This window comes from Streptomyces griseus subsp. griseus (assembly GCF_000720255.1).
GTDB classification, from domain to species: Bacteria; Actinomycetota; Actinomycetes; order Streptomycetales; family Streptomycetaceae; genus Streptomyces; species Streptomyces griseus_I.
Genome location: NZ_JOJE01000007.1, coordinates 20,201 through 38,062 on the forward strand (window position 1 = coordinate 20,201; position 17,862 = coordinate 38,062).

Annotated in this window: 16 protein-coding genes; 11 read left to right on the top strand and 5 right to left on the bottom strand. The window is 71.9% G+C overall.

Features of this window, described 5'->3' with window-relative positions:
• Positions 1–40 precede the first annotated feature (40 nt).
• The 3 genes from IG99_RS12715 to IG99_RS12725 are packed head-to-tail and all read left to right on the top strand — an operon-like array spanning position 41 to position 3,427.
• The gene (locus tag IG99_RS12715) at positions 41–1,222 is read left to right on the top strand and encodes an NAD(P)/FAD-dependent oxidoreductase (protein ID WP_199815505.1); all 1,182 of its coding nucleotides are present in this window, start codon (positions 41–43) and stop codon (positions 1,220–1,222) included.
• The gene (locus IG99_RS12720; RefSeq protein WP_037673107.1) at positions 1,219–2,280 is read left to right on the top strand and encodes a saccharopine dehydrogenase; all 1,062 of its coding nucleotides are present in this window, start codon (positions 1,219–1,221) and stop codon (positions 2,278–2,280) included. Before IG99_RS12715 ends, IG99_RS12720 begins: the two co-directional genes overlap by 4 nt.
• Positions 2,273–3,427, top strand: a complete 1,155-nt coding sequence (locus tag IG99_RS12725) for a saccharopine dehydrogenase family protein (protein WP_037673110.1) — start codon at positions 2,273–2,275, stop codon at positions 3,425–3,427. The genes IG99_RS12720 and IG99_RS12725 overlap by 8 nt, the downstream gene beginning before the upstream one ends.
• A gap of 14 nt (positions 3,428–3,441) precedes the next feature.
• On the opposite strand, the gene IG99_RS12730 is transcribed toward IG99_RS12725, so the two are convergent.
• The 3 genes from IG99_RS12730 to IG99_RS12740 all read right to left on the bottom strand — a co-directional run bounded on the left by IG99_RS12730 (position 3,442) and on the right by IG99_RS12740 (position 6,690).
• Complete coding sequence (locus tag IG99_RS12730) at positions 3,442–4,674, bottom strand: serine hydrolase domain-containing protein (protein ID WP_037673112.1); 1,233 nt, start codon at positions 4,672–4,674, stop codon at positions 3,442–3,444.
• A 64-nt stretch (positions 4,675–4,738) separates the two neighbouring features.
• Complete coding sequence (locus IG99_RS12735) at positions 4,739–6,112, bottom strand: MFS transporter (RefSeq protein ID WP_037673115.1); 1,374 nt, start codon at positions 6,110–6,112, stop codon at positions 4,739–4,741.
• Positions 6,109–6,690, bottom strand: coding sequence for a TetR/AcrR family transcriptional regulator (locus IG99_RS12740; protein WP_037673117.1), 582 nt, complete (start codon positions 6,688–6,690; stop codon positions 6,109–6,111). Before IG99_RS12740 ends, IG99_RS12735 begins: the two co-directional genes overlap by 4 nt.
• A gap of 84 nt (positions 6,691–6,774) precedes the next feature.
• Between IG99_RS12740 and IG99_RS12745 the strand changes: the two genes are divergently transcribed.
• The 7 genes from IG99_RS12745 (at position 6,775) to IG99_RS12775 (ending at position 14,883) form a co-directional block, all read left to right on the top strand.
• The gene (locus IG99_RS12745; RefSeq protein ID WP_037673118.1) at positions 6,775–7,221 is read left to right on the top strand and encodes a TIGR03618 family F420-dependent PPOX class oxidoreductase; all 447 of its coding nucleotides are present in this window, start codon (positions 6,775–6,777) and stop codon (positions 7,219–7,221) included.
• Between the two features lie 158 nt (positions 7,222–7,379).
• The gene (locus IG99_RS12750; protein ID WP_037673120.1) at positions 7,380–8,447 is read left to right on the top strand and encodes a peptidoglycan recognition protein family protein; all 1,068 of its coding nucleotides are present in this window, start codon (positions 7,380–7,382) and stop codon (positions 8,445–8,447) included.
• A gap of 159 nt (positions 8,448–8,606) precedes the next feature.
• Complete coding sequence (locus tag IG99_RS12755; RefSeq protein WP_037673122.1) at positions 8,607–9,650, top strand: LacI family DNA-binding transcriptional regulator; 1,044 nt, start codon at positions 8,607–8,609, stop codon at positions 9,648–9,650.
• 497 nt (positions 9,651–10,147) lie between these two features.
• A complete protein-coding gene (locus IG99_RS12760; RefSeq protein ID WP_051865292.1) occupies positions 10,148–11,644 on the top strand; it encodes a glycoside hydrolase family 32 protein in 1,497 nt (498 codons plus the stop codon).
• A complete protein-coding gene (locus IG99_RS12765) occupies positions 11,641–12,984 on the top strand; it encodes an ABC transporter substrate-binding protein (RefSeq protein ID WP_037673123.1) in 1,344 nt (447 codons plus the stop codon). The genes IG99_RS12760 and IG99_RS12765 overlap by 4 nt, the downstream gene beginning before the upstream one ends.
• Before the next feature lie 70 nt (positions 12,985–13,054).
• Positions 13,055–14,050, top strand: coding sequence for a carbohydrate ABC transporter permease (locus tag IG99_RS12770; RefSeq protein ID WP_037673125.1), 996 nt, complete (start codon positions 13,055–13,057; stop codon positions 14,048–14,050).
• A complete protein-coding gene (locus IG99_RS12775; RefSeq protein ID WP_037673126.1) occupies positions 14,047–14,883 on the top strand; it encodes a carbohydrate ABC transporter permease in 837 nt (278 codons plus the stop codon). The genes IG99_RS12770 and IG99_RS12775 overlap by 4 nt, the downstream gene beginning before the upstream one ends.
• Before the next feature lie 30 nt (positions 14,884–14,913).
• Here the strand turns inward: IG99_RS12775 and IG99_RS12780 are convergent, their stop codons facing one another.
• Entirely contained in the window at positions 14,914–15,837 is a 924-nt protein-coding gene (locus tag IG99_RS12780; RefSeq protein ID WP_037673129.1) for an aminoglycoside phosphotransferase family protein, read from the bottom strand.
• A gap of 184 nt (positions 15,838–16,021) precedes the next feature.
• On the opposite strand from IG99_RS12780, the gene IG99_RS12785 reads away from it, so the two are divergent.
• Positions 16,022–16,432 carry a VOC family protein gene (locus IG99_RS12785; RefSeq protein WP_037673130.1) on the top strand — a complete coding sequence of 137 codons (411 nt, stop codon included), beginning with the start codon at positions 16,022–16,024 and terminating at the stop codon, positions 16,430–16,432.
• Positions 16,433–16,478: 46 nt separating this feature from the next.
• Here the strand turns inward: IG99_RS12785 and IG99_RS12790 are convergent, their stop codons facing one another.
• On the bottom strand, positions 16,479–17,828 hold the full coding sequence (locus IG99_RS12790; protein ID WP_037673133.1) for an MFS transporter: 1,350 nt from the start codon (positions 17,826–17,828) through the stop codon (positions 16,479–16,481).
• Positions 17,829–17,862 lie beyond the last annotated feature (34 nt).

Below are 17,862 nucleotides of genomic sequence, written 5' to 3' on the forward strand. Positions count from 1 at the left end.
GCGGGCGGTGTCCTAGGAGTACGTATCCGGCCCCGGCACCATGGCCGGGGCCGCTCGCAAGGAGGGAGCCGCCCGCGTGAACACGTATGCGTCCGTCGTCGTCATCGGTGGCGGAGTGATGGGCACCAGCATCGCCCACCATCTGGCCGCCGCCGGTGTCCGTGACGTCGTCCTCGTCGAGCGGGACGAGCTGGCCGCGGGGTCCACGTCGAAGGCCGCGGGCGGGGTGCGGGCCCAGTTCTCCGACGCGCTCAACGTCCGGCTCGGGGCGCGCAGCCTGGAGGCGTTCGGCCGGTTCGGCGAGGAGATCGGGTACGACATCGGGCTGCGCCGGGTCGGCTATCTCTTCCTGCTGTCGACGCCCGAGGAGGTGGCCTCCTTCGAGGCGGGCGTCGCCCTGCAGAACTCCCTCGGCGTGCCCAGCCGCATGATCACCCCCGACGAGGCCCGCCGCCTCTCCCCGCTGATCACCACCGACGGCCTGCTCGCGGCCGCCTTCTCGCCGGACGACGGCCACTGCACCCCCGAGGCCGTCGTCCACGGCTACGCGGCCGCCGCCCGCGCACGCGGCGTGCAGATCCTGCGCCACACCGCGGTCACCGGGATCGAACTGCGCGGCGAGAGGATCACCGCCGTCGTGACCACCCTCGGCCGCATCACCACCGACACGGTGATCTGCGCGGCCGGCGCCTGGTCCCGGGCGATCGGCGCCATGGTCGGCGTGGACCTGCCCGTGCAGCCGCTGCGCCGGCAGATCGCGGTCACCGAGGCGGTGCCCGGACTGCCGCCCGAGCTGCCCATGACCATCGACTTCACCAGCAGCCTCTATTTCCACTCGGAAGGGCCGGGCCTGCTGGTCGGCATGTCCGACCCCGACGAGCGCCCCGGCTTCGCCACCGACACCCACGACCGCTGGATCCCCCGCCTGGCCGCGGCCATGCAGCGCCGGGCCCCCGCCCTGCTCGAAACCCGCCGCACCGGCGGCTGGGCGGGCCTGTACGAGGTCACCCCGGACCACAACGCGCTGATCGGCGAGGCCACTTCGGTGTCCCGCTTCCTGTACGCGACCGGCTTCTCGGGTCACGGCTTCCTCCAGGGACCGGCCGTCGGCGAGGTGATCCGTGACCTGTACCTGGGCCGCGTACCCTTCGTGGACGTCAGCCCCCTGAGCGCCGGCCGGTTCGCGGCCGACGCCCCGCGTCCGGAGGTCAACTGCGTATGACAGAACTCCACCTGTGGCTGCGCCACGAGGCCCGCACCACCGAGCGGCGCACCCCGATCGTGCCCTCCGACGCCCGGCGCCTCGTCGAGGCCGGGGTGGCACTGACCGTCGAGGAGTCCCCGCAGCGGATCTTCCCCGTCGCGCAGTACGAGGCGGCCGGCTGCCGTATCGCCCCGGCGGGCTCCTGGGTGTCGGCGCCGCGTGAGGCCGTCGTGCTCGGCCTGAAGAAACTCCCCGACGAGCCGACCGAACTGACCCACCGGCACATCTTCTTCGGGCACGCCTACAAGCGGCAGCCGGGCGCCGCCGACCTGCTGCGCCGGTTCACCGCCGGGGGAGGGGCGCTGCTCGACCTGGAGTACCTGGTCGACGACGACGGCCGCCGGCTCGCCGCCTTCGGGTTCTGGGCCGGTTACCTGGGCGCCGCCCTGGCCGTGCTCCAGCACCGCGGCCGGCTCACGGCACCGCTGCGGCCCACCGACAAGGACGAGCTGGACGAGACGCTGCGCGCGGCCGCCGGTGACGAGGCCTTCACAGCGCTCGTGATCGGCGCCCTGGGCCGCAGCGGCCGCGGCGCGCGGGTCGCGTTCCACACGGCCGGGATCGAGCCCACCTGCTGGGACCTCGCCGAGACGCGTGACCTGGACCGCCGCGCCCTGCTCGGCCACGACGTCCTGGTCAACTGCGTCCTCGCCACCAGTCCGGTCCCGCCCTTCGTCCGCGAACAGGACCTCGACGATCCAGCCCGCCGGCTGCGCACCCTCTCCGACGTCACCTGCGACGTCGGCTCGCCCCTCAACGTCCTGCCGGTCTACGACCGCACCACCGAGTGGACCGACCCCGCACGGCGGCTGCGCAAGGAGCCCCCGCTCGACCTGATCGCCATCGACAACCTGCCCTCCCTCCTGCCACGCGAGTCCAGCACCGACTTCTCCGCCGCCCTGCTGCTCCAACTGCTCGACTTCACCACCGGCGGCCCGTGGGGACGCTGCCTGGAGCGGTTCCACCAGGCCTGCCGTGAACTCGGCTTCGACGAAGGGAAGTTCCGCGATGACTGACCCGGTTCCCGCGAGCGGCACCGTCCACTGGGTCGGCGCCGGACTCTCCACCGGCAGCGGGCTTGCCGCGCTGTGCGCCGACGCGGAGCGGGTACGGCTGTGGCACCGCACCGAGGAGCGCGCCGCCGAGGCCCTCGAACAGCGGGGCCTCACCGGCCGCGCCCAGCCCCGTGCCTACACGCTCGCCGCCCTCACCGCCGAGCTGGCGCCCGGGGACGTCGTGGTGTCGATGCTGCCCGCCCCCGAGCACGCCGGCCTGCTGGCCGCGTGCGTGGAGCGACGGGCCCACTTCGCCTGCTCCAGCTATGTGTCGGACGCCGTCCTGGAGCAGGTGCGGCAGGCCGAGGCGGCCGGGGTCGTGGTGCTGACCGAGGCCGGGCTCGACCCGGGCATCGACCACCTCTTCGCCCATGACCTCGTCGACCGCGCCCGGGAGGCCATCGGCGACGACACGGCGGCCTCCTACGAGCTGACCTCGTACTGCGGAGGCATCCCCGCCGTCCCCAACGACTTCCGCTACCGCTTCAGCTGGGCACCCCTGGGCGTCCTCAACGCCCTGCGCTCACCCGCCCGTTACATCGACGGCGGTGCCGAGACCGTCGCCGAGCGGCCCTGGGAGGCCACCCGCGCGCACGTCGTCGACGGCGAGACCTTCGAGGTCTACCCCAACCGCGACAGCGTGCCGTTCGTCGCCCAGTACGGACTGCCTTCCGCCTGGAAGCCGTCGCGCTTCGTCCGCGGCACCTTGCGTCTGGACGGCTGGCTGCGGGCCTGGGACGCGGTGTTCGAGGAGCTCAGGGCGGGCGACGACGCCCGGATCGCCGCCCTGGCCCGGGAGCTGGCGGACACCTACCCCACCACCGACGCCGACCGGGACCGGGTCGTCCTGGCCGTCTCGCTGGCGGTGCGGGGCGCGGGCGGCACGACGTGGTCCGGCCGCTGCCTCCTGGACCTCGAGGGCGACGCACAGGAGAGCGCCATGGCCCGCTGCGTCTCCCGCACCCTCGCCCTCGGCGTGCGCCACATCCTCGACGGCTCACTGCCGCCCGGCCTGAGCCGCGCGGCGGAGACGGCGGCCCGATCACGGGAGTGGCTGGACGAACTGGCGCGGGAGGGCGTGCGGTTCACCCGCACGGTCGACGGCTGACCCGGCCACTCAGGTCACGCGTCCCTGACCGCCTCGTGCACCAGCCGCTTCAGATCGGGGTAGAGCTTGAGCGACTTGCGCGGGCGCAGCTGGGTCAGGAACTGGACGGTCAGATCGCGGCCGGGGTCCACCCAGAACGTGGTCGTGGCCACCCCGCTCCAGCCATAGGTGCCGAGGCCCGACGGGGCCTGGGTGCGCTCCGGGTCGATCACCACGGAGACTCCGAGACCGAACCCGACCCCGTCGTTGCCCGGCTCGTCGTGGGCGGGTCGGCTGCCGACGGCGCGCAGGTCGGCACCGCCCGGCAGGTGGTTGCTCGTCATCAAGTCGACGCTGCCGGGCCGGAGCAGACGGGTGCCGTCGAGTTCGCCGCGCCGCCGCAGCAGCTCCATGAACCGGTGGTAGTCGTACGCGGTCGCCACCATGCCGCCGCTGCCCGACAGGAACCGGGGGCGGCCGAACAGGGGCAGACCGGCGATCGGCTCGATGCCGCCGCTGTCGGTGTCCCCGTACAGCTCCGCCAGTCGCCCGCGCTGTTCGTCGGTGACCTGGAATCCGGCGTCGGGCATGCCCAGCGGACGGAAGATCCGCTCGGCGAGGAACACGTCCAGCGGCTGCCCGGAGACGACCTCGATGACCCGGCCCAGGACGTTGGTGGCCACCGAGTAGTTCCACTGTGTCCCCGGCTCGAACTGCAACGGCAGTCGCGCGTACGCCTCGACGGTCCCGGCCAGGTCCGATCCCGGCAGCACCGCCGACTCCAGGCCGGCCTCGCGGTAGAGGGCGTCGACAGGATGACAGTGGTAGAAGGCGAAGGTCAGACCGGCGGTGTGGGTCATCAGATGCCGGACGAGTATGGGCTGTTCGACCGGACGGGTCTCCATCCCGGCGCCGGAGCCGCCGACGTGCACCCGCTGGTCGGCGAAGGCCGGGAGGTGCTCGGAGACCGGGTCGTCGAGCGACAGCGTGCCCTCCTCGACCAGCATCAGCGCGGCGACCGACGTGACCGGCTTGGTCATGGAGTAGACGCGGTACAGGGTGTCGGACGTGACCGGGAGGCCCGCCCCGACGTCGCGACGGCCGTACGTGGTGAGGTGGGCGACGCGGCCGCCGCGGGAGACCGCCACGAGGAAGCCGGGCAGGTGCCCCTCGTCGACGAGGCGGGCCACGTGCCGGTCGAGGCGGTCCAGCGCCTCCTCGTCCAGTCCGACCTCGCCCGGGGCGACCTCTTGTCGCAGCTGTGCCATCGCTCTGTTCCTCCGTCGCGTTCTCCGAGTGCGGTCCGGCATACCCGCCCGGACGGCCTCGGACTCATCGTCCCGCAGGAACACCTGAGCGGGCCCCCGCATCGCCGTGTTCTGTGATCGTCGCGACAGAACGCCCGGGCAGGGCGAGCGCCGCCACCGCCCCGGCCGCGGCCACGCCGGCCAGGACGACCAGCGGCGACCGGGCCGTGCCGAGCCCCATGAGCAGGGCCGCCACAGCCACACCCAGCACCGGCCCGACGTTCATCGCCGTCTGCTGCAGCCCGCCCGCGACCCCGGCCGACTCCACGGGCGCCTGCCGTACGACGACATGGGTGGCCGCCACCATCACCGTGCCGAACCCGGCGCCCAGCAGCGCGAAGCCGGCGCAGAGCGCGGGCGTGCCCACCGCCCGGGCGAGGACCAGGATGCCGAGCGCGAGGACCAGCGCCGCCGCGACTGTCGTCCGCCGGGCACCCGCCCGGCGCAGCAACACCGCTGCGCCCGCGGCCGCCCCGACCATGAGCACCGCGAGCGGCAGGCTGACCAGGGAACTGCGGAACGCGTCGAGACCCAGCTCGCCCTGAAGCACGTGGACGCACGCGAACAGCGCGCCGTTCAGGGCGGCCGACGCGGCGACCAGCACCCCGAGCGCCGCGCCCACGGCGGGCACGCCCACGACGTCCGACGGCACGAGCGGGCTCGCGGTACGGCGCTCGTGCCGGACCAGGGCGATACCGGCGACGACGGCCACGGCGAGGCCGAGCCCATAGGCCGGGGGCCGCCCCGACGCGGGGAGCGCGACGAGGGTGTGCACCAGACAGGCGAGACCGACCGCGAGGAGCAGGGCGCCCGGCAGGTCCAGGCCGGGTGTTCCCGCGTGGGTCGGCCCCGGCGCACTCCGGGCGGTGAGGGCGAGCGCGCCGAGCACCAGGGCCGGTACGACGTTGAGGAAGAACACCGCCCGCCAGCCGAAGCCCGTCACCAGGGCCCCGCCGACGACCGGCCCGGCGGCGGCCGCCACACCGATGCCGACGGTCCGCACCGCGAGGGGGCGCCGAAGCCGCTCCGGCGGGAACGCGGCCCGCAGCATCCCGAGCGTCGCCGGCTGCAGCAGGGCGCCGAACACGCCCTGCACGACCCGCAGTCCGATCACCCAGCCCACCCCCGGCGCGAGTCCGATCGCCGCCGAGGCGACCCCGAAGCCGATCATGCCGATCCCGAAGATCCGGTGGTGTCCGTACCGATCGCCGAGCCGGCCCGCGAACACCAACAGGCCCGCCACCGCGATGAGATACCCGGTGCTGGTCCACTGCACCTGCGTGAGGGAGGCGTCCAGGTCGCGGCGCAGCGTGGGCTGCGCGACGACGAGCACCGTTCCGTCCAGAGCGACGATCACCGCCCCCGCCACGCTGCTCGCCAGGGTCAGCGCGCGGTTCACCGGCCGTCCTCCGGCCCGAGGTGTGCGTCCAGGGCGGTCCGCAGCAGCGGTACGAAGTCCTCGGCACCGGTGGCCAGTTGGAGGCTGCCCCAGCCCCACAGCTGGGCGATGCCGTGCAGGTTGGCCCAGAGGGCGCCCGCGACGGCCCGGGCGTCCGCCTCGGGGCGGGTCCGTCCGACCAGCTCCGCCAGCACGCCGAAGAGCGGGAGACTGGTGTCCCGTAGACCCAAGTGACCACTTTCCAGCAGTTCATGACGGAACATCAGCTCATACATCCCACGGTTGTCCAGCGCGAACTCCAGGTAGGCCCGCCCCAGCGCCGCCACCTGCGCGCGCGGGCCCGCCGTGCCGTCACCGATCACCGCCGCGACCCGGCCGGCGAGGTCGGCGAAGCCGCGGCGCGCGATGGCCGACAGCAGCTCCAGGTGTGTGGGGAAGTACCGGCGGGGCGCCCCGTGCGAGACGCCGGCCCGCCGGGCGATCTCCCGCAGGGTCAGCGCCTGGGCGCCTTCACGCGCCACCAGGTCCACGCCGACGTCGACGAGCCGGGAGCGCAGGCCTGTCTCGGTTGAGGTCATGGACAGTGTCTACCAAGGTGGGGTAGACACTGTCTACCCCCTTCAAGGGGAATGCGTGTGCCGACGGTCCGGGTTGTTGCAGGCATGACTCAGGACGCGCACCAGAACGCACTGCTCGCGCTGCTCTCCGAGGGCCGCAGCGGGGTGCTGGTCACTCTCAAGCGCGACGGCCGTCCCCAGCTGTCGAACGTCAGCCACCACTACTACCCGGAGGAGGGGGTCGTCCGGATCTCCGTCACCGACGATCGCGCCAAGACCCGCAACCTGCGCCGGGACCCGCGGGCCTCGTACCACGTGACCACCTCCGGCCACCGCGCCTACACGGTCGCCGAGGGCACCGCCGACCTCGCGCCCGTCGCGCGGGACCCGTACGACGAGACCGTCGAGGAATTGATCCGCCTCTACCGCGACGTCGTGGGCGAGCACCCCGACTGGGACGACTACCGGGCCGCCATGGTCCGCGACCGCCGCCTGGTCGTGAGGCTGCGGGTGGAGCGCGCGTACGGCATCCCGAAGGGTGCCCAGGCCTGAGGCGGCCCGGGGCCATGAGACCGCGGTCTCGTGATGGCTGGGATTCCTCCAGCCGTCTCGGCCCCGCAGTCCTACTCTGCGTACACGGAACGATGTGTGACGGAGCGTCAGATGGATGAGGGGGACGACGGGGGACGACGAGAGGGAACGGAGGCTCGATGGCCACACCGCTCACCGCTGCCGGACTGCTCGCCGCACTGCTCGCCGAGGGCTGCACCGTGCGCGAGGTCCGCAGCTGGCGGACCCACAATCGCAACGGTGTGGGCGCCTGGGGCCCGGTGTACGGAGTGATCAACCATCACACCGCGACCGGATCCGGAGTCGACGTCGTGGACCTCGTCTACGACGGCCGCAGCGACCTGCCGGGCCCGCTCGCCACCGGCTGCATCACCAAGGACGGCGTCGTCCACCTGGTGGGCAACGGCCGCGCCAATCACGCGGGCGGCGGCGACCCGAACGTCCTCGCCGCCGTACGGGACGAGTCGTACGGCGACCGCCCGCCCGCCACGCATCAGCACGAGGGCTCCGCGGGCGCGGTCGACGGCAACCGCCACTTCTACGGCTTCGAGTGCGAGAACCTCGGCACCGGCGAGGACCCGTGGCCGCGTGCGCAGTACCTGGCGATGGTCAGGGCCAACGCGGGGATCTGCCGTGTCCACGGCTGGAGCCACAAGAGCGCGATCGGGCACCTGGAGTGGAGCGACTGGAAGCCCGACCCGCGCGGCTTCGACATGAAGGACTTCCGCCGTGATCTGGCCGACTGCCTGGCCCTGCCGGCGGGCCACTGGGAGAAGGAGGACCCCATGCCCCTCTACGTCAACCTGGGCATCGACACGCCCTTCGCGCTCAGGCCGGGCGGTGACTGGGACGCGGTCGAGTTCACCGCCGAGTGGGCAGACGAGCCCGGCGGGCACGCCACCGACGGCTCCGTCTTCGTCCGCGGCCCGGCCCGCTTCACCGGCGAACTCAACCTGCGGGTCTCCGGTCTCCCGGCCGGCCGCGTCCTCCAGATCCGCCAGTCGGAGGTGGACTCCACCGGCGCGTACGTCACCGACCACCCCATCGGCGAACTCGTCGGCACCTCCGGCACCACCTTCGGCAAGCTGCCCCTGACCGGCCGGATCGGCTCCCGGCGTCAGATGCGGATCCGGCTCAAGGCCTTCGAGACGGCACCGGTGCGGGTCACCAGCGCCGTGCTGAAGGCCTTGGTGTGGAAGGAGAGTTGACGCTCTGACACCGACGCACCTCACCGCGTCGGGGAGACATGACGGCAACAGTTCGTTTACGAGCCATTGACAGAAGCGGTGACCGTGGGCACTCTCATGTGCACACGGGTTGCCAAAACGATTGGCCAACCCGGAAACAACCAGTTTGGGTGGGGCTTGATGACGCGCCGGATCGGGATCAAGGACGTGGCCGCGGCCGCCGGCGTGTCCGCGACGACCGTGTCCCACATCCTCAACCGGGTCGAGGGCAAGCGGATCAACCCCGACACCCGCAAGCGCGTCCTGAAGGCCGCCGAGGAGCTCGGATACGCGCCGAACGGCCTCGCCCGGGGCCTGAGGCTGCGGCGCTCGCACACCATGGGCTTCGTCAGCGACGAGATCGCCACCACCCCGCACGCGGGCCGGATGATCCTCGGCGCCCAGGAGGCCGCCGCCGCCGAGGGCCTTGTGCTCCTGCTCGTCAACACCAGCGGGGATGCCGAACTGGAGCGCACCAGCATCGAGATGCTGCTCCAGCGGCAGGTGGACGGCGTGCTGTACGCGGCCATGTACCACCGGATCGTGCAACTTCCCGAAAGCCTGCACTCGACGCCCACCGTGCTGCTCGACGCGCGCTGCGACGACCCCGCGATCCCCTCCGTCGTACCCGACGAGGTCCAGGGCGGCCGCACCGCGGTGAAGGAGCTGACCGACCACGGGCACCGCAGGATCGGCATGACCGTGCCGACCGCCGACACCCCGGCTCTCCGGGGCCGCCTGGAGGGCTACCGCACTGCGCTGGCCGAGGTCGGCGTCCCCTACGACCCCTCCCTCGTCGTCGCCGAGCCGACCGTGCCCAACGACACGGCCGCCGGCCACCGGGCCGCGCTGCGCCTGCTGACGTCCGAGAACCGCCCCACGGCACTGTTCTGCTTCAACGACCGGATGGCCATGGGCGCCTACCGCGCGGCCGCCGAACTGGGACTGTCCGTCCCCGGGGACCTGTCGGTCATCGGGTTCGACAACCAGGAGCTGATCTGCGACGGCCTCCACCCGGGGCTCAGCACGGTCCAGCTCCCGCACTACGAGATGGGGGCACGGGCCGTGGCCCAGCTGCTCGCGCTCACCGCCACACCGGGCCGGCCACCGGGCCCGGACACCCAGGAGACACTGCTTTGCCCGCTGGTGGCGCGGGCATCGGTCGCTTCGCCGCCCCGACTCTGACCCCGGGACGGCGAAGCAATCCGCACCACGACAGGCGACCGTCGCAACCGGTCGTCGGTCCTGTCAGTACTGTGAACACAGCGAAGGGTACACGCATGTCCACCAGGACTTTCCGTGAGTCGTCGAGCCGTTTCCGCCTGCTGATGTCCGGCGCGGGCTCCGACTCCTCCGGCTCTCCCGGCACCCCCGCGCGCACCTGCTGAACCCCGTGCGGACCCGCTGAGCCCCGGCCCGTACCGGCCGGGCGCCGACGGACAGGACGTCCGAGGCGACCGGGCCGTTCACGGCGCCCCGAACCACCCGTCCGGGCGGCCCGGCGACGATCACAGCTACGCCCTCGTGCGCCCTCACGCCGGGCACCGGCCGACGTCGCCGTACCGCGCCGACGGCCCCCCGGCCGGTGAAGGCCGCCCCCGTCCCGTTTCCCGAAGAGGCCCGCGACCGTCCGGCCGCCGGCCCGCCCCCGCACGCCCTCCGGTCCATCGAAAGGCACGTGTGTGTCCACCGCGTCCCCTGATCCGTACCGGCCGATCGCGCATCTGCGACCGCCCCGGAACTGGATCAACGACCCCAACGGGCTCGTCTTCCACGACGGCCACTATCACGTCTGCTACCAGTACAACCCGCATGGCACCGACCACGCGAACATGCACTGGGGCCACTTCCGCAGCCCCGACCTGCTGAGCTGGGAGCCGCTGCCCATCGCCCTGTCCCCGACCCCGGGGGCGGTGGACGCTGACGGCTGCTTCTCCGGCAACGCCGTCTCCGACGGTGACCGGTTGGTCGCCTTCTACTCCGCGTACCGCCAGGACCGCTGGAGCCAGCCCGTCACCACGGCCGAGTCCCACGACGGCGGCCTCACCTTCCGCCCCTCCGGGGAGCTGATCGTCGCCGAGTCGCCCGAGGGCTGCACGATGTACCGCGACCCTTACATCTGGCGGGACGGCAACGGCTGGCGGATGCTGGTCGGCGCCGCCCTCGCGGACGGCCGGGGCGCGGCCCTGCTGTACGAGTCGCCCGATCTCGACACCTGGACCTACCGGGGGCCCCTCGACGCCCGCGAGCCGGAGTTCGTGGACGGTACGGACCTGCACACCGGCGAGGGCTGGGAGTGCCCCCAGTACCTGTCGTCGGACACCGGGCCCGACGCCCTGCTGTTCAGCGCCTGGAACGACGACGACAGCCCGAGGTGCGTCGCGGCCCTGATCGGCGAGGAACGGGACGGTGTCCTCGATGCGGGCGCCCCCGTCCTGGTGGACCACGGCCCCGACTGTTACGCGCCCGCGCTGCTGCGCGCACCGGACGGCAGATGGCTGTTGTGGGGCTGGTCCGCGGAAGCCCGGGACCAGGTTTGGGCCGCCGAAGACGGATGGGCCGGCGTTCTCACGCTGCCCCGCGAGACATCCGTGGAGGCAGACGGCGACGGTGGCGGCACACTGCGGCAACAGCCCGCCGCCGAACTGCTCTCCCTGCGCGGCGAACACAGCGTCCGCGCCACGGGCGAGACCCACGGCCCGGACCCGGTGGAACTCGGCTCCGTCGGCCACGCCTTTGACCTGACGGCCCGTCTGGAACCCACGGGCGGCGCGGTGCTGAGGCTGCTCACCACCTCCGACGGCACCGAGTACCTCGACATCCGCCTCGACCCCGACGCGGGCGAACTGGTCGTCGACCGTGACCACGCCTCACGGGACGACCGGGCGCACGGCGGCTCCTACCGGATGCCCTGCCCGGCCGACCGCCCGGTCGACCTGCGCGTCATCGTCGACCACTCCGTCTTCGAGGTCTTCCTGACCTCCACCGGGCAGGTGCTCACCCTGCGCTGCTACCCGACCGGGCAGGGCCCCTGGCGGCTCCAGGCCCACGGCACACCGGGCGCACGCCTCGGCTACGCCGTCGACGCGTGGGAGCTGCTGCCCCTCGTGATCAAGGAACCCGGCACCGACCGCACGATGCACCCTCACCCGCACCACACCTGGAGGCACCACCGATGAACGCCGGAAGCACAAGAGGGCGCCGCACCGCCCGCACGGCCCTGGCCCTCGCCCTCCCGCTGGCGGCACTGGCCGCCTGCGGCGGAGGCGGCCAGACCGGCACCTCCGCCGAGCAGGGCAGCGGCAAGGGCACCATCACGGTCTGGGCCCACCAGGGACAGGCGAGCGAGGCGGCCGCGCTCCAGAACGCGGTGAAGACGTTCAACTCCTCCCAGGACAAGATCAAGGTCAAGCTGACCCTGATCCCCGACACCGACTACACCAAGACCATCACCGCGACCGACGCCGCCAAGCTGCCGGACGTGATGGAGTTCGACGGCCCCACCATGGCGAGCTTCGTCTACAACAAGAAGCTCACCGCGATCGACGACTACGTCTCCACCCGGACCCTGGCCAACGCCACCGACGCCATCAAGGCCGAGGGCGAGATCGACGGCAAGCACTACGGCCTGGGCATGTACGACTCCGGGCTCGGCGTGTACGGCAACAAGAAGCTGCTGGACGCGGCCGGGGTGAAGTACCCCAAGGGTCTGTCCGACGCCTGGACCGCGGAGCAGTTCACCGAGGCGGTGCGGAAACTGGCCGCGAAGGACTCCGACGGCAAGAGCCTGGACCTCCAGGAGAACAGCGGCCTCGCCAACGAGTGGGGCACCTACGGCTTCGCCCCGATCGTCTGGTCGGCCGGCGGCTCGCTGCTGAAGGACGGCAAGGCCGAGGGCGCCCTGGACACACCGGCCGTGGCCGCCGCGCTCAAGACCTTCCAGTCCTGGAAGAAGTACACCGACCCCAACACCGACGGCAACGCCTTCGCCAAGGGCCGCGTCGCGCTCAGCTGGGTCGGCCACTGGATGTACCCGGCCTACAGCAAGGCACTCGGCAAGGACCTCGTCGTCCTTCCGCTGCCCGACTTCGGCGACGGCCCCAAGACCGGTCAGGGCTCCTGGGCCTGGGGCATCGGCGCGAACACCAAGAACGGCAAGGCCGCCGGCGCGTTCCTCGACTCCCTCCTCGACGACACCAACGTCGCCGCGATGACGACGGCCAACGGTGCCCCTCCCGGCACCGAGTCCGTGCTCGCCAAGAGCGCCCTCTACAAGCAGGGCGGTCCGCTCCAGCTCTACGCCGACCAGCTCGCCAAGCCCTGCGGTGACACCGGCATCGACAAGTCCTGCGTGGCGGTGACCCGTCCGGTCACCGCCGGATACCCCACCGTCACGGCCAAGTTCAGCGAGGCCCTCAGCGCCGTGTACGGCGGCGCCGACCCGAAGAGCGCCCTGGCGAAGGCCGCCCGCGCCATCGACCAGGACTTCTCCGACAACGCCGGCTACCGGATCCCGTAACCCCGTAGGACACAGCGGTCGGGGCGGGCGGCCCGCAAAGCCGTCCGCCCCGCCGGGAACAGGACCACTCGTGACAACCGTGGAACCCGCGGCCGCCGTGCCCTCCGGCCGACACCAGAGCCCGCCCGCGCCCAAGGACGGACCCGCGCGAACGGCACGCAAGAACCGCGACTGGGTGCACGGACTGCTCATGTCCGCACCCGCCCTCGGCGGCCTGATCGCCTTCGTCGGCGTCCCGTTCGGCTACGCGGTCGTACTCTCCTTCTACAACGTGCGCCTCGGCTCCCCCCTGGAGCCCACCTTCTTCGGCCTGGAGCAGTACCGTCGCCTGTTCACCGACCCCGACCTCTCGGGGCCGTTCCTGCGGGCGCTGCTGAACAACCTGACCTTCGCCGTGGTCGTCGTCCCCCTCCAGACCGGACTGGCGCTCGCCCTCGCGATCCTGCTCAACCGCAAGCTCAAGGCCATCGGCCTGTACCGGTCACTGTTCTTCCTGCCCGTCGTCTTCCCCATGGCCCTGGTCGCCGTCATCTGGCGGCTCATCCTCGCCCGCAGCGGTGACGGACTGCTCAACTCCGCGCTCCACGCGGTGAGTTTCGGCAACTGGGGCGCCTTCGACTGGCTGGGCGACGGGCTCACCGCCATGGCCTCGGTCATCGTGTTGTCCGTCTGGCAGGGCGTCGGCTTCCAGATGGTCATCCTGCTCGCCGGCCTCCAGCAAATCCCGGGCGAGCTCTACGAGGCGGCCCAGCTCGACCGGGCCTCCCGGTGGCAGCAGTTCCGCCACGTCACCCTGCCGGGCATCAGCGGCACGCTCGTCTTCGTCGCCCTGCTCACCTCGGTGCTGTCCTTCCGGGTCTTCGACCAGGTCTACGTCCTCGTGCACGGCGGCGGTCTGGACGAGGACGCCACCCGCACCGTGATGTACCAGGCCGTCACCACCGCCTTCGACCAGAACAACATCGGCCAGGCGTCCGCGATCACCGTCGTCTTCTTCCTGATCGTCGTCGTCCTGACCCTCATCCAGCGCCGCGTCGTCCGCCCCGGCACCGAGGACCGATCATGACCACGACCCCCCTGCGCCGCCTCCTGGACCACCTCGTCCTGGGCCTGCTGGCCTTCGTCTTCGTCCTACCCGTCCTGTACCTCCTCGTCGGCAGCTTCAAGCCGTCCGACGAGGTGCTGAACGGTCTCTCCGGCTTCCTGCCCACGCATCTGTCCCTGGACAACTACACGGCGGTCCTGAACAGTTTCGACTCCGACGCCACCGGATACTTCTGGCGCTTCATGGGTGTCTCAGTGCTGGTGGCCACGGTCGTGGTGTTCGGCGGACTGATCGTCAACTCCATGGCCGCGTATGGGCTCACACGGCTGCGCTGGCGGGGCCGGGGCGCCGTCTTCGCCGTCCTGCTGCTGCTGATGCTGGTCCCGTTCGAGGCGGTGGCCGTCCCGCTCTTCTACCTGTTCAACGAGCAGCGCAACACGCTCTACATCCAGGCCGTTCCGTTCATCGCCAACGCCTTCTCCGTCTACCAGTTCGCCACGTTCTTCCGCGCGATACCGCCCAGCATCGAGGAAGCCGCCCGCATCGACGGCGCCGGCCCCTGGCGCACCTTCTTCGCGATCATCGTCCCGATGTCGAAGCCGGTGTTCGCCTCGGTCGCCATCCTGACCTTCCTCACCCAGTGGGGTTCCTTCCTCTGGCCGGTCCTGATGGTGTCCGACCCCTCGGTGCGGCCGCTGCCCCTGGAGATGAGCGTCTTCCAGGGCCAACAGCCCGTGGACTGGGGGCAGGTGCTCGCCTTCGGTGTCCTGCTGGTCCTGCCCGTGCTGATCGTCTTCGCGTTCTTCCAGCGGTGGTTCGTACAGGGCGTGGCCGGCTCCGCGGTCAAGGGATGACGTATCTGGGCGCGTCGGTACCGGCGCCGCTCAGGCGGTGCCGAACCAACTCCGGGCCAGCGAGGGGAGTGTCCCCGCGGCCGGCGCGCCCAGTTCGCGCAGGTACCAGGGGAGGTCGCTGTACACGTGCAGCAGCGTGTACGCCATCAGCATGTCCGGCTCGAAGGTCTGGCCGTACGCCTTCGCGAGACGGCCCAGCAGCTTCGGGTCGCCGCAGGTGACGAACAGGCCGACCCCGACGAAGTCGTAGGCGCGGTCGCCGATCATGGCCGGTTCGAAGTCGAAGACCCCGGTCAGCCGCCATCCGTCGGGGTCGACGAGGAAGTGCTGCCGCATGACCTCGGTGTGCAGCAGGGACCGGCGCGGGGTGGAGGGGAGGCAGACCTCGGCGAGGTAACCGGGGATCTGCTCCAGCCAGTCGGCCGGCAGCCCGTGCCCGCGCTGCTGTTCCACGGTGTCTCGGCGCCGCCGGCCGGTGAAGGCGCTCCAGTCGCCCGGCCCCAGGACGTCCTCGAGAGGGGCCGGGTCCAACGAGTGCAGCACGGCGAGGAGTTCGCCGATCTCGCCGACGATCCGGTCACGGTCGCCCGGCGGGACGCGGTCCCAGGCGTGGGCGAGGTTCTCGCCGCGCAGCCGTGACATCAGCACGTACTGCCAGCCGTTCTCGTACGGCCCGAACTCCCGCACCCGTGGCGTCTCCACCGGCAGCAGCCCGTGGAGGTGGGAGAGCACGCGCCCTTCGGCGACGCCGTCCCCCGCGGCGGCTCCCGGGAACAGCTTGAGGACGAGGTCGTCGCCCACCGCGTAGACCGGCTGCGACCCCTCCGGGAAGCGAGTCAGCGGCGCGCCCGCCAGACCCAGACGTGCGCAGAGGTGCTCGGCACCGGCCCGCATCACGGTCTCGTCGGAGACGACCGCGTCCCACTCCTCGTCGTTTTCCACCGGAGGCAGCATGATCGCGACCGTAGGTCGCGTGTTCTGCGGGGTGCAAGACATTTTCCCCGCACGCCACGTGGCCACCGGGGGCGGGACAGCACCGGTCGTAGGCCGCCGGTCCCACGACCAACGGCCGATTCTCGTGATCCAGCCCGCTGCCTACGCTGGCCTGGCACGCCCTGAACGAAGAGGAGAAGCCCTCATGCCGGTCGACGGCCGCAGTCATGTCCGTATCGCCCGTCCCTCCCGTGACCTCGCCGCTGCCGAGCGGTTCTGGGTGGACGGACTGGGGCTCGGTGTCCTGTGGCGGGCGGAGGGCGGGGCCAAGCCGGGGGAGCACGATCTGCTGATGGTCGGGTGGACGGACGCCGACTGGCATCTGGAGCTGGTGCACGAGGCCGCCCACCCCGTCGAACCGCGGCCCACCGAGGAGGACCTCCTCGTCGTGTACGTCGACGGACCGGTACCGGGGGACCTGGTCGCCCGGCTGGAGGAGCACGGCGGCAGGCGGGTCCTCTCGCCCAACCCGTACTGGAACGAGTGGGGAGTGACGATCGAGGACCCGGACGGCTACCGGCTGGTGCTGTGCCGGCGTGCCTGGTCCAACCAGTAGACGAGGGCCGGGAGTCGGTGACCGGCCCCCGGCCGCCGATACGGTGTCAGGCCGTCACCGTCTCCGGCTGTGACGCCTCCCGCCGTGCCCGCTCACCGAGTTGCTCCGTCGGCACCTTCGCCGTCTCACGGGCCGACAGCGCGGCGACGAGCGGCGGGACGCACAGGGCCGCGGTGAAGAGGGCCACCGCCGACCAGTCGTCGCCGCCCGGCCCGGCGATCCGCGCGGCGAAGGTGACCGCGAACCCGGCGACGGCGAAGCCGATCTGGGTGCCGACGGCCATGCCGGACAGCCGGACGCGGGTCGGGAACATCTCGCCGTAGAAGGAGGGCCACACACCGTTCGCGGCGCTGTAGACGACACCGAAGGCGACGACGCCCAGCAGCAAGGTCAGGGGGTAGGAGCCCGTGGAGATCGCCCAGAGGTAGCCGAACATCGCCACCGCGCTGCCCGCGGCGCCGACCAGATACACCGGGCGGCGGCCGACCCGGTCCGACAGCGTGGCCCACAGGGGGATCGCGGCCAGCGCGACCAGGTTGGCCGACGCGCCCACCCACAGCATCGACGAGCGGCTCATCCCGACGGAGTCGCTCGTCGCGTAGGCCAGCGCCCACACCGTGAAGATCGTGCTGACCGAGGCGACGAGCGCGCCCGCCACCACCCGCAGCACGTCGGCCCAGTGCTCGCGCAGCAGCACCGCCAGCGGCAGCTTGGCGACGCCCTCGCCGGAGGCCTGCTGCTGGGCGAAGACCGGGGTCTCCGCCAGCTTGCGCCGGATCACGTAGCCCACGACGGCGACCCCGACGCTGAGCCAGAACGGGATCCGCCAGCCCCAGGAGAGCAGTTGGTCGTCGGGGAGCGCGGCGACCGGGATGAAGACCAGGGTGGCGAGGAGCTGGCCGCCCTGGGTGCCGCTGAGCGTGAAGCTGGTGAAGAACCCGCGCCGGTTGGCCGGCGCGTGTTCCAGGGTCATCGAGTTCGCGCTGGCCTGCTCACCCGCCGCCGAGATGCCCTGGAGCACCCGGCACAGCACCAGCAGGACGGGCGCGAGGGTGCCGACCTGCGCGCGGGTCGGGAGACACCCGATGAGGAACGTCGACAGGCCCATCAGGATCAGCGTGAAGACCATGATCTTCTTACGGCCGACCCGGTCGCCGAAATGCCCAAGGAACAGGGCCCCGACGGGGCGGGCGGCGTACGCCACGCCGAAGGTGGCCAGCGACAGCAGGGTGGCCGTCGCCGGATCGGACTCGTCGAAGAAGACCTCGGGGAAGATCAGCGCGGCGGCACTGCCGTAGATGAAGAAGTCGTAGTACTCCAGGGCACTGCCGATCCAGGCCGCGGTGGCGGCCTTCTTCGGCTGGCCCGTGGGCGGGGACGCGGCGGGGACGGACACGGCGTGCTCCTTGCGAGCGGAGGCATGAGCGGAG

Coding starts and splice junctions, on each gene's coding strand:
- IG99_RS12785 (WP_037673130.1), top strand. CDS start 16,022: ATGCCGGTCGACGGCCGCAGTCATGTCCGTATCGCCCGTCCCTCCCGT.
- IG99_RS12775 (WP_037673126.1), top strand. CDS start 14,047: ATGACCACGACCCCCCTGCGCCGCCTCCTGGACCACCTCGTCCTGGGC.
- IG99_RS12755 (WP_037673122.1), top strand. CDS start 8,607: ATGACGCGCCGGATCGGGATCAAGGACGTGGCCGCGGCCGCCGGCGTG.
- IG99_RS12725 (WP_037673110.1), top strand. CDS start 2,273: ATGACTGACCCGGTTCCCGCGAGCGGCACCGTCCACTGGGTCGGCGCC.
- IG99_RS12745 (WP_037673118.1), top strand. CDS start 6,775: ATGACTCAGGACGCGCACCAGAACGCACTGCTCGCGCTGCTCTCCGAG.
- IG99_RS12715 (WP_199815505.1), top strand. CDS start 41: ATGGCCGGGGCCGCTCGCAAGGAGGGAGCCGCCCGCGTGAACACGTAT.
- IG99_RS12750 (WP_037673120.1), top strand. CDS start 7,380: ATGGCCACACCGCTCACCGCTGCCGGACTGCTCGCCGCACTGCTCGCC.
- IG99_RS12780 (WP_037673129.1), bottom strand. CDS start 15,837: ATGCTGCCTCCGGTGGAAAACGACGAGGAGTGGGACGCGGTCGTCTCC.
- IG99_RS12765 (WP_037673123.1), top strand. CDS start 11,641: ATGAACGCCGGAAGCACAAGAGGGCGCCGCACCGCCCGCACGGCCCTG.
- IG99_RS12740 (WP_037673117.1), bottom strand. CDS start 6,690: ATGACCTCAACCGAGACAGGCCTGCGCTCCCGGCTCGTCGACGTCGGC.
- IG99_RS12720 (WP_037673107.1), top strand. CDS start 1,219: ATGACAGAACTCCACCTGTGGCTGCGCCACGAGGCCCGCACCACCGAG.
- IG99_RS12730 (WP_037673112.1), bottom strand. CDS start 4,674: ATGGCACAGCTGCGACAAGAGGTCGCCCCGGGCGAGGTCGGACTGGAC.